17 protein-coding genes are annotated in these 15,181 nt (G+C 30.4%); 15 read left to right on the top strand and 2 right to left on the bottom strand.

What is annotated here, in order from left to right; genetic code table 11:
- From WHD07_RS01135 to corA, 11 genes are all read left to right on the top strand, one after another.
- Complete coding sequence (locus tag WHD07_RS01135; RefSeq protein ID WP_343329708.1) at positions 1 to 1,017, top strand: Gfo/Idh/MocA family oxidoreductase; 1,017 nt, start codon at positions 1 to 3, stop codon at positions 1,015 to 1,017.
- Between the two features lie 117 nt (positions 1,018 to 1,134).
- Positions 1,135 to 2,001 carry a YkgJ family cysteine cluster protein gene (locus WHD07_RS01130; protein ID WP_343329707.1) on the top strand — a complete coding sequence of 289 codons (867 nt, stop codon included), beginning with the start codon at positions 1,135 to 1,137 and terminating at the stop codon, positions 1,999 to 2,001.
- A gap of 93 nt (positions 2,002 to 2,094) precedes the next feature.
- Positions 2,095 to 2,889, top strand: a complete 795-nt coding sequence (locus WHD07_RS01125; protein ID WP_343329706.1) for a hypothetical protein — start codon at positions 2,095 to 2,097, stop codon at positions 2,887 to 2,889.
- Between the two features lie 140 nt (positions 2,890 to 3,029).
- Positions 3,030 to 3,335 (top strand): metalloregulator ArsR/SmtB family transcription factor, encoded by a 306-nt coding sequence (locus WHD07_RS01120; RefSeq protein ID WP_343329705.1) that lies wholly within the window; start codon positions 3,030 to 3,032, stop codon positions 3,333 to 3,335.
- A 50-nt stretch (positions 3,336 to 3,385) separates the two neighbouring features.
- Positions 3,386 to 3,622 carry a thioredoxin family protein gene (locus WHD07_RS01115; RefSeq protein WP_343329704.1) on the top strand — a complete coding sequence of 79 codons (237 nt, stop codon included), beginning with the start codon at positions 3,386 to 3,388 and terminating at the stop codon, positions 3,620 to 3,622.
- A gap of 14 nt (positions 3,623 to 3,636) precedes the next feature.
- Positions 3,637 to 4,044 carry an OsmC family protein gene (locus WHD07_RS01110; protein ID WP_343329703.1) on the top strand — a complete coding sequence of 136 codons (408 nt, stop codon included), beginning with the start codon at positions 3,637 to 3,639 and terminating at the stop codon, positions 4,042 to 4,044.
- A complete protein-coding gene (locus tag WHD07_RS01105; protein WP_343329702.1) occupies positions 4,037 to 5,014 on the top strand; it encodes a permease in 978 nt (325 codons plus the stop codon). Before WHD07_RS01110 ends, WHD07_RS01105 begins: the two co-directional genes overlap by 8 nt.
- A gap of 17 nt (positions 5,015 to 5,031) precedes the next feature.
- Entirely contained in the window at positions 5,032 to 5,934 is a 903-nt protein-coding gene (locus tag WHD07_RS01100) for a cation diffusion facilitator family transporter (RefSeq protein WP_343329701.1), read from the top strand.
- Between the two features lie 11 nt (positions 5,935 to 5,945).
- On the top strand, positions 5,946 to 6,383 hold the full coding sequence (locus tag WHD07_RS01095) for a nitrophenyl compound nitroreductase subunit ArsF family protein (RefSeq protein WP_343329700.1): 438 nt from the start codon (positions 5,946 to 5,948) through the stop codon (positions 6,381 to 6,383).
- Entirely contained in the window at positions 6,384 to 7,097 is a 714-nt protein-coding gene (locus WHD07_RS01090) for an aromatic aminobenezylarsenical efflux permease ArsG family transporter (RefSeq protein ID WP_343329699.1), read from the top strand.
- 215 nt (positions 7,098 to 7,312) lie between these two features.
- The gene (corA, locus tag WHD07_RS01085) at positions 7,313 to 8,245 is read left to right on the top strand and encodes a magnesium/cobalt transporter CorA (protein ID WP_343329698.1); all 933 of its coding nucleotides are present in this window, start codon (positions 7,313 to 7,315) and stop codon (positions 8,243 to 8,245) included.
- Positions 8,246 to 8,257: 12 nt separating this feature from the next.
- Here the strand turns inward: corA and WHD07_RS01080 are convergent, their stop codons facing one another.
- Positions 8,258 to 9,046, bottom strand: a complete 789-nt coding sequence (locus WHD07_RS01080; protein ID WP_343329697.1) for a transglutaminase family protein — start codon at positions 9,044 to 9,046, stop codon at positions 8,258 to 8,260.
- A 433-nt stretch (positions 9,047 to 9,479) separates the two neighbouring features.
- On the opposite strand from WHD07_RS01080, the gene WHD07_RS01075 reads away from it, so the two are divergent.
- The 3 genes from WHD07_RS01075 to WHD07_RS01065 all read left to right on the top strand — a co-directional run bounded on the left by WHD07_RS01075 (position 9,480) and on the right by WHD07_RS01065 (position 13,264).
- A complete protein-coding gene (locus WHD07_RS01075; RefSeq protein WP_343329696.1) occupies positions 9,480 to 11,321 on the top strand; it encodes a cystathionine beta-synthase in 1,842 nt (613 codons plus the stop codon).
- 54 nt (positions 11,322 to 11,375) lie between these two features.
- Complete coding sequence (locus WHD07_RS01070; RefSeq protein ID WP_343329695.1) at positions 11,376 to 11,966, top strand: aspartyl/asparaginyl beta-hydroxylase domain-containing protein; 591 nt, start codon at positions 11,376 to 11,378, stop codon at positions 11,964 to 11,966.
- A gap of 92 nt (positions 11,967 to 12,058) precedes the next feature.
- Positions 12,059 to 13,264 carry an RNA methylase gene (locus WHD07_RS01065; RefSeq protein WP_343329694.1) on the top strand — a complete coding sequence of 402 codons (1,206 nt, stop codon included), beginning with the start codon at positions 12,059 to 12,061 and terminating at the stop codon, positions 13,262 to 13,264.
- 64 nt (positions 13,265 to 13,328) lie between these two features.
- Here the strand turns inward: WHD07_RS01065 and ychF are convergent, their stop codons facing one another.
- Positions 13,329 to 14,420 (bottom strand): redox-regulated ATPase YchF, encoded by a 1,092-nt coding sequence (gene ychF / locus WHD07_RS01060; RefSeq protein WP_343329693.1) that lies wholly within the window; start codon positions 14,418 to 14,420, stop codon positions 13,329 to 13,331.
- A 128-nt stretch (positions 14,421 to 14,548) separates the two neighbouring features.
- On the opposite strand from ychF, the gene WHD07_RS01055 reads away from it, so the two are divergent.
- Positions 14,549 to 15,112 (top strand): RNA polymerase sigma factor, encoded by a 564-nt coding sequence (locus WHD07_RS01055; RefSeq protein ID WP_105048478.1) that lies wholly within the window; start codon positions 14,549 to 14,551, stop codon positions 15,110 to 15,112.
- Positions 15,113 to 15,181 lie beyond the last annotated feature (69 nt).

The following is a 15,181-nucleotide window of genomic DNA, read 5'->3' as shown; positions in this document are numbered from 1 at the left end:
ATGACTAATAATGTAATAAAAACAGGGATTTTATCTTTTGGAATGTCTGGACAAATATTTCATGCTCCTTTTTTAGATGAACATCAAAATTTTGAATTAAGTGCTGTCGTAGAAAGGTCTAAAAAGAAAGCACATCTTATATATTCTGATATAAAAAGCTACGATACAATTGATGAAATTTTAGCAGATTCAGAAATTGAATTGATTATTGTGAATACACCAAATCCCACTCATTTTGAGTTTGCTTTAAAAGCACTGAAAGCAAAAAAGCATGTGTTATTAGAAAAACCTTTTACTGTAAATTCATCCGAAGCGAAACAATTATTTACAGCTGCTAAGAAATATAATTGTTCCGTATTGGCGTATCAAAATAGAAGATATGACAGTGATTTTTTATCCGTTAAAAACGTATTAGAATCTAATAAATTAGGAAAACTAGTAGAATTTCATCTTCGTTATGATCGCTATAAATATGTGATTGGTGAAAAAGTAACAAAAGAAACTCCCGTTCCTGGTAGTGGTTTATCTTATGATTTAGGTCCGCATTTGTTAGATGCAGCAATTTCTCTTTTTGGCACTCCGTTAGAATGGAAGAAAAGCTTAGGCAAATTTAGACCAAATACACAAGTAGATGATTATGCTCATTTTCATTTATTGTATCCAGAAGGCATGCAAGTTTTTATTACAACAAGTCTGTTAGTTTCCGAACCACAACCTGCATTTATTTTACACGGAACAAAAGGTTCTTACATAAAACAACGTGCAGACGTTCAGGAACAACAGTTACAGGAAGGCATGAAACCTTCCAACCCTTTATTTGGTATTGAAAGCACTAATACTCCAGGTATTTTGACATATTTTAATGATGAAGGAGTTAAAAAACATGAAAATATCACTTCTAAAAAATCTTCTTATAAGCAAGTATTTGATGATGTTTATGGAACTATTAGAGACGGGAAAACATATCCCGTAACAGAAAATCAAATTATACAACAATTAGAAATTTTAGAAAGTTAAAAAACAATTTCTTATAAATTTAAGATTGAAAAATAATACCTTTACAGCTCAATTCAATTATCCTTTTTAAAGATTATTGAATCGACATCAAACTAAAATTACTATAAAATCCTAAGAATGCAAACTACAAAACTGAGCACAAAAAGTATACTACCACTCACCTGCTCTCGCTCTGGAACTTGTTGTTTTGGAAAAGCTGTAATGTTAAATCCGTGGGAGTTATTTAGTTTTAGTAAAGAGAAAAAAGTAAGTCCGAGAGAATTTCGTGATTTATATACAGATTTTGGAGGTATCCGATTAACCTTTAACGGAAAACCAGATAAAAAAGGACAACTAGCGTGCAGTCAGTATGTAGATAATATGGGCTGTAGCGTACATCAAGGTCGCCCGTTAGCATGTCGTTTATATCCATTGGGACGACAAATACAATTTGAAAAAGCACATTATATTTTTGAAGGTGCACAATTTCCTTGCTTAACAGATTGCGCAGAAGTTTTAGAATTACCAAAATTAAGTGTTGGAGAGTATCTAAAAGGACAAGGTGCAGAACCTTTTGAAAAAGCACAAGATGAATACTTAAAGGTAATGCAAAACATTGCAGATATTGCTTTCGAATTATTGTTAGATACTGGGTTATCCGCCTCTGGCGACACAAAAACACTCTCTTTATGGAGAGAAATGGGCAGTGAATTTCCAGAAAAATTAGCAGAAAGAATCGGTAAAGATTGGATAGATGCATTAATGATTCCTGAAATAACAGAAGTTATTGAAGATCCTATCGATTTTGCACAAAAACACAACAATCTATTACAACTTAAAGCACAAGAAGAATTTGGAGCTTTACAAACCCTAGAAGAAGTGCATAAAGCAGCTGTTTTAATAATGGGTGTTGCTTTACATTTGTCTAGAGGTTTAGGCGCAGATACCAAAGGAATTGCTGAACTTTGGATAGAAACCGCAAAAAAACATGGTGCAAAAGAATAATATTTTAAATTTCTTACAAAAAAATGTAAGGTTGCTACTTTTTATCCGATTACAAGAAATCACAATCAATTAATATCTATTTAACCGAATTACATGAAAAAAACAATTATTACATTATTTGCAAGTTTATTACTTATTGTAAGTTGTAAGAAAACCCCTGAAGCAACAAAAAAAATTGAAGAAAAATCAAAAGTAGTTGTAGAAAAAACGTTTTCTCAAAAAATTGAAACAGCACATAATAAAGAAGCCTTTTTAAAAAACGAAGCAGTTGAATTTGATGCTGCAATTGAATTTGGAGGAAATGAAATTTTTAATGCAACAATTACCGTTTCTACTACTTCTGATATTGCCAGAATAACGTATAAAAATGGAGATGAAATATTTGTAAACAAAGAAAACATTTTTGTTTCTCCTAGTTTAGATAAAAATCCAGGAGTTCGTTTTCATGCATACACCTGGAGCTATTTCTTCTTGTTTCCTTATAAATTAAATGACAATGGAACAAAATGGAACGACGACTTTAAAACAAATGAAACAACAAATACTTTTGATGTTGCAAAGTTAACTTTTGGTGCTAATATTGGTGATGCTCCAGATGATTGGTATATTGTTTATGCTGATAAAAAATCACACCTTTTAGAGCATGCAGCCTACATTGTTACCTCTGGTAAAACAAAAGAAGCTGCAGAAGCAGATCCTCATGCTATTAAATATGAAGATTACAAAACTATTGATGGCATTCCATTTGCTACAAACTGGGGCTATTATGGTTGGAACATAGAAACAGGTTTATCTGATAAAATAGGAAGTGCAAAAATTACTAATATCCACTTTGTGGAAGGTTTTAGAAAAAGCTTTGCCATCCCAGAAAACTATATTAAAAAATAAGCATTCTATTTTTTACACATATAATCCCACTGAGAAATCAGTGGGATTATTGCTTTAATACTATTCTCTCATAAATCTAATAAAGGTGATAAATGTCAGATTTTAATACATATACCTATCGTAAATTTACGATAAGAATTATGGAAAAAAATTTAACTCCCTTAGCAACCAAAGAAAACACTGAAGCTCTAGCTAAATTAGCAAAAGCTTTGGCGCATCCTACACGTATTGCCATTTTAAAACATTTAGAAAACCAATCGTGTTGTTTTACGGGAGATTTGGTAGAAATTTTTCCGTTGGCACAATCTACCATTTCTCAGCATTTAAAAGAATTAAAAAATGCGGGACTTATACAAGGAGAATTAAAACCTCCAAAAATAAAGTATTGCATCAATCAAAAAAATTGGAGCATCGCTAAATCATTATTTCAACAATTTTTTGAATGATATTTTTATGTAACTACATCGCTTATTTGCGATAAACAAATATTAAAATTATGAGTAAAGTAATTAAAGTTTTAGGTACTGGCTGTCCAAAATGTCAATCGATGACAGCAGTTGTTAAAAACGTAGTTTCAGAAAACAACATCGATGCTACTATAGAAAAAGTAGAAGACATCATGGAAATTATGAAGTTTAACGTAATGACTACACCAGCATTAGTTGTTGATGATGTTATTACCATTAAAGGTAGAATTCCCTCTAAAGAGGAAGTACTTGCGCTACTAAAATAAATAAATTTTAGATTATGAATTATCAAATTAAAGCCTCTTCAATATCCTATGAAGATGCTGTTATTCATATAAAAGAATCTAACATAAAATTTGGCACTACTGTAAAAACCTCTAAAATATTGCCAAATCCGGCAGAACTTTTTTTAAGCTCTTTTGCGGCATGCATGCTTAAAAATGTAGAACGTTTTTCTACAATGATGAAATTTACGTATTCTAAAGCTACGCTTGATGTTTTTGCTACTCGATTAGAAAATCCGCCAAGGATGGATAATCTTCTTTATCAATTAACTATTTATAGCAACGATAAAAAGTTAAATATAGACTTGTTAAAAAAGAATATTGAAAAACACGGAACAATTTATAATACCGTAAAATTATCTTGTAACATTACGGGTACAATTAAAACAATAGAAAATGTTTGATTGGATACAAATTATTGCAGATTGGTTTGTGTATGATGTTTTAAACTTAAACAAAGAACAACATTTAGCAGAAGCCTTAAATTTCTTTATTTACGACACCACAAAAATTCTGATATTACTTTTTGTAATCATTTTTTTAATGGGAATTGTAAATAGCTATTTCCCGATAGACAAGGTTAAAAATTATTTATCAAGAAATAAATTATATGGTTTAGAGTACTTAATGGCAAGTCTTTTTGGAGTGGTAACCCCTTTTTGCTCTTGCTCATCAGTACCTTTATTTATTGGTTTTGTAAGAGGCGGAATTCCGTTAGGTGTTACTTTTGCTTTTCTTATTACATCGCCTTTGGTTAATGAAGTTGCTATTGGACTTTTTGTAGGTTTATTTGGAGTTAAAACTACTATTATCTACGTAGTTAGCGGTATTTTATTAGGAACTATTTCTGGAGTTATTCTTCAAAAATTAAAACTAGAAACCTATTTAACTCCTTGGGTAAAAGAAGTGTTAGCCAACGCACAAAAAGAACAAGACCTTTTTATAGCAGAAAAACAAACCTTACAACAACGTTTACCTATAATTTGGGCAGAAGTACTTACTATTTTAAAAGGTGTTATTCCGTATGTTATAGTGGGGATTGCTACTGGAGGTTTCATGCATGGTTATATCCCTGAAGGTTTTTTTGAACAATACATGGCCAAAGACAATCTTTTTGCGGTACCAATTGCTACTATTTTAGCAGTACCAATGTATTCTAATGCATCCGGAATACTACCAGTAGCGCAGGTTTTAGTTGCAAAAGGTATTCCTTTAGGAACCGCAATTGCTTTTATGATGGGAGTTGTTGGCTTATCCTTACCAGAAGCAATGCTTTTAAAGAAAGTAATGACGTTAAAATTAATTGCCATCTTTTTTGGAGTGGTAACACTCTGCATCATTATTTCTGGATACTTATTTAATATGATTTTATAAATTTTATAAAAAAAACAATGTCTCATTCTCATAATCACGCACCTCCATCATTAAAGTCACACGATATTAACCGCTCTTTTATAATAGGGATCTCCTTAAACGTGGTCTATGTTATAATAGAACTCTTTTATGGTTGGCAAATTGGTTCTACTGCCCTACTTTCTGATGCAGTGCACAATATTGGCGATATTTCTGGTTTACTATTGGCTTTTTTAGCTTTTCGTTTACTTAATTTTAAACCCAATACATTATTTACTTATGGTTTAAAAAAAGGATCTGTTGTTGCTTCTTTTATCAATTCTATATTACTAGCTTTTGCTATTGGTGCCATTGCTTGGGAAGGTTTTAGACACATTCTTCATCCGAATATCATTAACGGAAATGTTGTAATGATTGTTGCCGCTATAGGAATTGTTATTAATTTTTCTTCGGCTCTTTTATTTCATCATAGAAAAAAAGAAGATCTAAATATAAAAGCAGCCTATTGGCATTTAATGGCAGATGCTTTGGTTTCTTTGGGTGTGGTAATATCTGGATTGATTATTAAATATACGGGGTGGAATTTTGTAGACGGAATTGCGGCCATTTTAGTAGCTATTGTAATACTTGCTAGTACTTTGAATCTTTTTAAAGATAGCATTATTGCAATGATGGACGGAGTACCTGCAGCAATAAACACCAACGAAATTAGCGCACATATTAACGAGGTTAATGGTGTTACAGAGGTGCATCATATTCATATTTGGAGTATGAGTACCAATGAAAATGCATTAACTTCTCATATTGTTGTAGAAAACCTTAATGAAATTCCAAGAATTAAACTAGACATCAAAAAAGAATTAAAAGCACATCATATTACACACAGTACTTTAGAGTTTGAATTAAAAGAAGAAAAATGTACTGAAAAAAATAAACTGTAAATCAATTTCACATGAAAACAAATAAAATTTTAGCTTTTTTAACAATCGGATTTTTGTTAATAGCCTGCAATGAGCAAACAAAAAGTAAAAACAAAACTATAGAGCAGTCCATTTCTAAAATAGAGGTTTTAGACTTTCATTCTACCCATAGATGCATTACCTGTAAAGCTATTGAAGCTAATACAAAATATACCTTAGACACCTATTTTTCTAAAGAAATAAAAGCTAGTAAAATTACCTTTCAGGTAATTGATGTCGATAAAAAAGAAAACCAAACAATGTCCGAAAAATTTGAAGCTTCTGGTACTGCTTTAATTTTAAATGTGATAAAAAACGGAAAAGAAAAGAAGATAGATCTAACCAATTTTGCGTTTATGAAAGGAAATGATAAAGATGTATTTGCTAAAGAATTAAAAGAAAAAATAGACAAAGAACTAAAAACTCTATAAATGGATTTTTTGCAATCTCTTTTAGAGAGTTATAATTTTCCTGTTTTAACGGCACTTATACTTGGCCTCATGACCGCTATTAGCCCTTGCCCATTAGCTACCAACATAACGGCAACTGCCTTTATATCTAAAAATATTTCGAGTAAACGAAACGTTTTTTTAAGCGGATTGCTATACTCTTTGGGGCGTGGTTTTAGTTATACTACTATTGGTATGATATTATATTTTGGTGCAAGCAAGTTTCATATTTCTCGTTTTTTTAATCAGAATGGAGAAAAATACTTGGGACCTTTATTAATTATCATCGGTTTAATTATGTTAAATGTTTTAAAGCTCCATTTTTTAGGAAAATCTAATTTTCAGAATAAACTATCCGATAAATTTAAAGATAAAGGCTTGTTAGGTTCTTTTTTAATAGGTGTAGTATTTGCCTTAGCTTTTTGCCCTTACAGTGGTGCCTTATTTTTTGGCATGCTCATTCCCATTACCATTGCCTCTGCAGACGGATTATATTTACCTATAATTTTTGCAATAGGAACCGGATTACCAGTAATACTTTTCACCTATTTATTAGCCTTTACAGCAGGAAAAATTGGCGTATTCTATAATAAAATTACTAAAACAGAAAATGTAATGCGCAAAGTTGCCGGTGTTGTTTTTATTATAACAGGCTTGTATTATGTGTCTATTTTTATGGGAATATTATTAGCATAGTTTACACAGAGAATAAAGGATACTTTAAAAGTCTTTATTTAAACAAAACTTATAAATACCGAGTTTTTCTTCATTTAAAAAAGGTAACTGATAGTTAATGTGTTTTTAATTCAAAAAAACTAACTTCGCCGCTTTACAGTACTTTTTTTAGTAGTAAAAGAACGTTTGAACAGTTTACACATCAGGTGGTAGCTAAAAAAGACATCAAAAAACAAATGATTACATACGCAAGCATAGAAAACGGACAAATTATAGTGGAAACAGGAACTAATTTTTCTCCATCTAATATTCTTTGGATTGATCTTAAAAACCCCACTTTTGATGAGAAGAAAAAAGTAGAAGAAACTTTTGGTGTAGAGTTATTTACACCTCAAGAAAGAGAGGAAATTGAATCTAGTTCTAAGTTTGTAGAATCTGAAAGTGAAATTGGTATCAACCTTAATTTTTTAAGAGAAGAAAACGGAAATTACATTAATGAACCGATATCTTTTATTCTTAAAAACAACTTTTTAATTACACAAAGACAACATGATTATAGAACTTTTACAGATACATATCATAAAATTCGTTCTGTAAAAGCAAAAAACGGAATTGATGTTTTTTTAAATATTCTTGAAATACGTATCGATTTTGATGCCGATTTAATAGAAAATATTACTGAACAAATTACGACTATTAGTAAAGGGTTGGTTAAAAAAAATGATCTAGAAAGACAGTTGTTATTAAAAATTACTGCTTTTCAAGAATCTACCATCTCTATTCGAGAAAACATTGTAGAAAAACAACGAATTCTATCGGCTATTTTAAAAAGCAAGTTTTTTCCTAGAGAAAATTACGACACCCTTTGGGTGATGATTAAAGACATTGGTTCTTTACTAGACCATACTAGTTTTAATTTTGAAAGACTAGAATTTCTTCAAAATACCTTTTTAGGTTTGGTAGATATGGAGCAAAACAGAATTATTAAAATTTTTACGGTAGTAACGGTTATTTTTATGCCTCCAACTTTAATTGCCAGTATGTATGGTATGAATTTTAAATTTATGCCAGAATTACAACAATCTTGGGGATATCCATTAGCAATTTGTTTGATGATTACTTCATCAGCTGTAACACTTTTGTTTTTTAAGCGAAAAAGATGGTTATAAAAAACCTACAACTTAAATTTTAATTTGCTGTACAGTTACACGTTGCTCTAAAGAATGAGCCACAGGTCCAAATTGATTAAATATAGCAACATCTGCTGCATCTAAACCATAACCTACCGCTACGTAACCTCCTTTTGCTTCTGTTTGTGTAGCATCAAAAGTATACCAACGCCCACCAACATAAGCCTCAAACCATGCGTGCATATCCATGGGATGTAATTTGTGCAAATAACCAACTACCATGCGAGCAGGAATGCTTAAACTTCGGCACAATGCAATACCTAAATGAGACAAATCTCTACAAACACCAGAACGTTTGTAGTTTACTTCGGTAGCAGAAATAGGAAAATCGCTACTACCAGGAATGTAACTAATATTTGTACGTAACCATTCTTCTATAGCAAACACTTGTTCATATCCTACAGGTTTATCTGCGGTAATTGTATTTGCTAAGTCGTTAAATCGGTCAGACTCACAATACCTGCTAGGTAATAAATAACAAAGTACTTCATTAGGTAAATTCTGAATTTCTACAAAAGGAGCTTCAAAATTCACATCAACAAATTCAGACGTTTTTACATCTGAACTTGTAAAAATGGTAAACTTACCAATTGGTGCTACCAAACGTTGGCAAAGATTTCCATAATCATCTGTAAACTCTACAATAGGTACATTGGGATATATTTTAAACTCATCTCGCTCAATCCACTGTTCTGCACCACTTCTGGGACGCAGCATCAAAATAAAAGGAGTTGGTGTTTCAATATCAAAAGCCAAATTACAACTTACACGTAACCACATAAATAATTTTATTTAAAATTATAACACCAAAATTGGTACCTTTTAAAGGTAACTGATTCATCATAGAATACTGATGATTTATATGTATTAATTGCATCATAAATTTACTTAAACCGCAATTGTACGTTCAAAAATCGATAATTAAAGAACATTTTACAGGTATAAACAAAGAGGCATTACAACTAAAAATTATCAAAAAACAGAAAATAAAAGGCTCCTTTTACAAAGGATATTTAATAATTTAAGAACCTTAAAAGAATCTAAATACATATTGTTAAAATTTAAAATGTAAGGTAATGCGCGTTGATTTATCAATTCAAAAAAACTAACTTCGCTAACTTATTATTTACATCTAAAAATTAGATAGAAGCAAGCCAATGTGCTTTAAAACACTTCTAAAATAAAACCTAATTAATCTACAAAAGTGCTAATTATGGAAGACAATAAAACACTAAATTATATAAAAGTTGTATTAGAAAACTTACCAACAGATTGGTTAAATTTAACTACACATCGACTAGATATTTATAATGAAAACTTGGCTAAAACAGCGTTTTTAGATCAGTTTGATACTTTATATAACAACAATAATGCTACATCCGCCACGTTAAATGCATTGCCTACAGCTTATGATTATATACGTTTAGGGCATCCATTATCTTGTGTTTTAGAGTGGGCAATCGCAAAATTAAATGCTATTAAACCTGAAAACGTAATTAGCTTCTCTTCACAAACGATTCCTGTTTTAGCTGTGTTAAGAAAGAATTTATTATCTCAAAAAAAAACTAGAATTATTTATTTAGATAAACCACCACAATCATTTAACAATAAAGTAGTTAAAGAAATTTATAATTATAATTTTGAACTACAAAAAGCAACAAGTTTATCTGATATTTCTACTTTTAACGGAAGTACTATTTTTATATCACAAGAAGACCAAATTGGCACATTTAAGAAAAATAAAAACATTGATTTTGTTATCAATCTTTATGATTCTCTTGGTAGTATTTTAATGGTAAATGGAGAACAAAATGAACATTATATTTCCGACATACAGCATGTAAGAAGAAGAGAAACTATTGCCATGACTCCTTCTAATTCTCTTACAGCTCTAAATGCCTTAGTAACTAAATCTTCTTTTAAAAATAAAAAGGATAACAGCACAAATAAAACAAGTGTTTTAAATGCTATAAAAGAAGTTACGGGCTCTAACACAAAACCTTTAGTTGCCACTAGCGGACTCTCTATTCAATATGCCATTTTAATGGGATTAATTGAAGATGCTAAAGAGAATCATAAAGGAAAAGCAATTAAAATTATTGTTCCTCCTAATTGTTATGGTGGTACAAATGACCAAGCAAGACGTGTTGCAGCTTGTATTGATAATGTAGAAATTGTAGATTTATTAGTTGATGGCGATAATGATATGGTGCAAAGTATAGATAGCGTTTTAAACAATATTGCTAAACAAGACGCTGTCCCTTATATTATTGCAGAAATACCAACAAACCCAAGAGTTGAAGTTCCGAATTTAGTTCAATTAAAAGAAGCATTAAGCAAAAAACGTATAACTACAACGGGAGAAATAGCTATAGATCCTGTTTTTATTTTAGACCAAACATTCTGTCCTAATGTTCATTTTTTAGGTGATGGTGAAATACTATCTACCGTTAGAACCATTTCTTTTGCAAGTGGCTCTAAATTTCCTAGTGGAGGAAAATGTACAGCAGGCTACTGCGTAGGAAATAAAAAAACGGTAACCTTGATCGATAAAATTGAACAACATTTAACCCTTTGTGATAATGAAGCTACTGATTTTCAGTATGAAATATTAGCCAAACAGCTGCCTTCTATGAATCAAAGAATTAAAGATGCCTATACAAATACGCGTCAGTTTGTAAATTATATTCATGAAACTTTACCAGAAGCAAAAATAAATTTTGTGTCAGAAGAGTTAGCTGCACAAGGATTTACACCATCTGTTTTTTCATTAGACCTTCCTACAACAGGAAACTCAGAAGAAGAAAAAGAAGCTAACAAAAGAGCTTTAAATTTAAAGTTAATCAACTTAATGATTACAGAAATCCCTGATGAAAGTAAATTCTGTGTAAGTTACGGACAGTTAAAAGGCTGCTATTGGACGATACCTGCAACATCTACACAAGGAACAACCAAAGAAGGAGATAAAGACTATATTGTGCGCGCATCACTTTCTCCTACCATGAATTTAGAACTTCATAAAAAAGTATTTTTAAAATTTGTAGAGAGTATGTAAGCTAATATCTAATTAAATAACTATATTTTTAAACTCATAAATAAATCACATATAATGATAGAAAGCAATCTAAATACTACAAAAGATAGAATACAGCTACCATTTTATTTTGATGTTGATAAAATGCTCTCAGAAGCAAAAGCTTTAGCAAAAGATCAATTTGAGTATTATAACGTTATTCAACTTAGAGGACCAGCACATTTAATAGATACTACTCTCCCATTTCCTCCTCCTGCAGATGATTATGCCGATGGATCTTGGACAGATTGGCTAGATACAGGTTCGTTAAAAAAATCTCCTTATTTAAATAGCATAATAGAAACTTTTAAAAAAGAAACAACGGTAACTTTAGTACGTTTATTAAGACTTGCACCTAATTCTGTAGTAAAAGAACATACAGATCCTACCCTAGGTTTAGAAATAGAAAAATCTGTAATACGTTTAACAATACCTATATTAAATAATAAAGAGGTTATTTTTAACTTAAATAAAACTCCCGTTAACATGAAACCTGGTCAATGTTGGTATTTAAAATTGACAGATCCGCACGAAGTAATTAACAACGGAAATGAAGAACGCATCAATCTAACAATAGATATGATTCCGAATAAATGGATCAAAGATATTATAGAAAAATCGCAATAATAACTTATGCGATTTTAAGTAAATCATCCCTTTTATTTGAATGCAATCCTTAACCGTTAATTTTTAGAATACTTCCCTAATTTTTATTAAAAATGAATTCAAATTCTTGGAATACTTTTTTAACTAACTCTCATAAACTTACAAAACCTGCACAAGCAAAAAAGCTAATTTCTAATACTGATATTGATGAAGTAAAACTTCTGATAAACCATGTCTTAAGAGGTTTTTTAAATAAAATAGATATTCATATAGGTTTAAAAGTTTACATAAATAATGAATTAAGAAATGATTACACAGAAAAAATGGTGGCCAATCCACCAAAGGAGCATGAATCTTTAGAAGATTGGTCTTATAAAATCTTTGGAAACCAAAAATTTGGGATGGTTTTAATAGGTTTAGAAGAGTATAGCAACTCTTTTGCAGAGAAAGCAGCTACTATTGTTCATCCTTTATTAAAAACTGCTGGTTTACCACTTAATGGTTTATCATTCCTTTTTTTTATGGGAAATTATGGTTTTACTCCCTTTGGTATTCATAAAGAATCTACTGGAGAAGATGGAATTCTATTTCATTTAGGGCCAGAGAATAAACAGTTTTATACTTGGGATGATCCAAAATATAATGGAATTAAACATAATACAGAAGTTTTTCATGATGTAGAAGAAATGCTTCCAAAAGGGAAGGAATACAATTTAGAGCCCGGAGACGCAATGTTTATCCCTCATTATGTATATCATATTGCAAACACTTCTAAATTTTCTTTAAGCTTTGTTTTAGATTATATTAATCCACCAAAAGATAGACTCGAAAATGAGCTAATTAAAGAAACCGCCGAAGAGGCTTTAGAATTTAAAGATGAATATGCTACGCCTTTTCAATTAAATGCATCTCAATATAATTTAAAAGAAATAATCGATTTTCAATCCATTCAAAAAAAAATAGAAATAGCTTTTTATAGAAAAATAATCGGTCTAAAAAGCAATGGTGGTATTCAAAAAAAATCTAATAAGATACATGTTACAATACCTCAGGGAGAAAACGTATCATTTAAGGGTAAAAAAATATTTCCAATCTACTTAGTAGAACAAGACTCTAAAACCATCATTATTTTTGCTAGGGGACATCGAATAAAAGTTAGAAACCATCCTTTCTTAACTCAATTAATTGAGAACATAAATAATGGAGAGTCTATAACATTTGTTTCTTTAAGGCAACAAATGGAACCTCTATGGGATTTAATAGATATTTTTAGTTTTATACAAGAACTATTAAACACAGAAGCAATCGTAGTCAAATAGTGATATAAAAAAAATCCCAATGATTTCTCATTGGGATTTTTTTTATAATATTAGGTGTAACTAATTACACATTAAATCTAAAGTGCAATACATCACCATCTTTAACAATGTACTCCTTACCTTCTACCCTCATTTTACCCGCTTCTTTTACTTTTGCTTCAGAACCATAAGTTACAAAATCTTCATAAGCAATAGTTTCTGCTCTAATAAAACCTTTTTCAAAATCAGTATGAATTACTCCTGCAGCTTGTGGCGCAGTAGAACCAATAGGAATTGTCCAAGCTCTAACTTCCTTTACACCTGCAGTAAAATAGGTTTGTAAGTTTAATAATTTATATGCAGAACGAACCAATCTAGCTACACCTGCTTCTTCTAAGCCAATATCTGCTAAAAACATTTGTCTTTCTTCGTAATCATCTAATTCTGTAATATCTGCTTCTGTACCAACTGCCAAAACAATTACTTCTGCATTTTCGTCTTTAACAGCTTCTTTAATTTGGTCTACATACGCATTTCCAGAAACGGCAGAACCTTCATCAACATTACAAACATATAGTACTGGTTTTGATGTAATAAATTGTAAAGGTTTAACAAACTCCATTTCTTTCTCTGAAAAATCTAAAGTTCTAACAGAAACTCCTTTTAATAAAGTTTCTTCAATTTTTAATAAAACTACTAATTCTGCTTGCGCTTCTTTATTACCCGTTTTAGCAGTTCTTTTTACACGCTCTAAACGTTTTTGAACCGTTTCTAAATCTTTTAATTGCAATTCATAATCAATAGTTTCTTTATCTCTTACAGGATCTATAGAATTATCAACATGAATAATATTATCATTATCAAAACAACGCACTACATGTAAAATAGCGTCTGTTTCTCTAATGTTTGCTAAAAACTGATTTCCTAAACCTTCTCCTTTACTTGCTCCTTTTACCAAGCCAGCAATATCTACAATTTCTACAGTAGCAGTTTGAACTCTCTCTGGAACCACCAATTCTTCTAATTTTTTTAAACGAGAATCTGGCACATTTACAACCCCTAAATTGGGCTCAATGGTACAGAAAGGAAAGTTGGCACTTTGCGCTTTTGCATTAGATAAACAGTTAAATAAAGTTGATTTTCCTACGTTTGGTAATCCTACAATTCCGGCTTTCATGTAAATAAATTTTGCGAGTGCAAATATAATGCAAGTTTCATTAAAATATAATTAAATCAATAAAGAAAGCGTAGAATCATCAATTTTATTTATTTTTAAAAAAATATTTGTCACATTTACACTCTTAAATGAATAAAATAACAGATCAATTTATTTGGAAAGCCTTAAAGGAAGGAGATCTTAGAGCATTTTCTACACTCTTTGAAATCTATTATCCTATGCTACATAATTATGGCTTAAAAATTTCTAATGATGTTGCTCTTACAGAAGATTCTTTACAGGATTTCTTTTTATACGTTTATGAACATAGAGAAAATTTAAGCGATTTAGATACGATTGCCCCTTACCTATTTACATCCTATAAACGGTTTTTATTAAAAATGATGCAGAAAAATGCAAAATTAAAACATACTGATTTTTCTAATGAAACTTTTGTAGACTTACAGTTTACTGCTGAAGAAATAATGACACATCAAGAAACAGAAAGTTTTAAAAATAAAAACCTCTCTAGATTATTAAATAAATTACCCAAAAGACAAAAAGAAGCCATTTATTTAAAATACTACAGTGGTTTAAAAGCTACCGAAATATCAGAAATAATGGGTATTAATTATCAAAGTGTTATAAACTCTCTTCATAAAGCCATAAAAAGTTTAAAAGAAGAAATTTCTATTCTAAAATTATTTAATTGAGTTTAACATAAAATTAAGAGTATAAAAAAACAATATTTGCCTTATACAAGTACAATGACCTATTTATTG

The organism is Polaribacter staleyi, from assembly GCF_038024045.1.
In the GTDB taxonomy this organism is placed as follows: Bacteria; Bacteroidota; Bacteroidia; order Flavobacteriales; family Flavobacteriaceae; genus Polaribacter; species Polaribacter butkevichii.
This window is presented reverse-complemented; position numbering and strand designations above follow the sequence as displayed.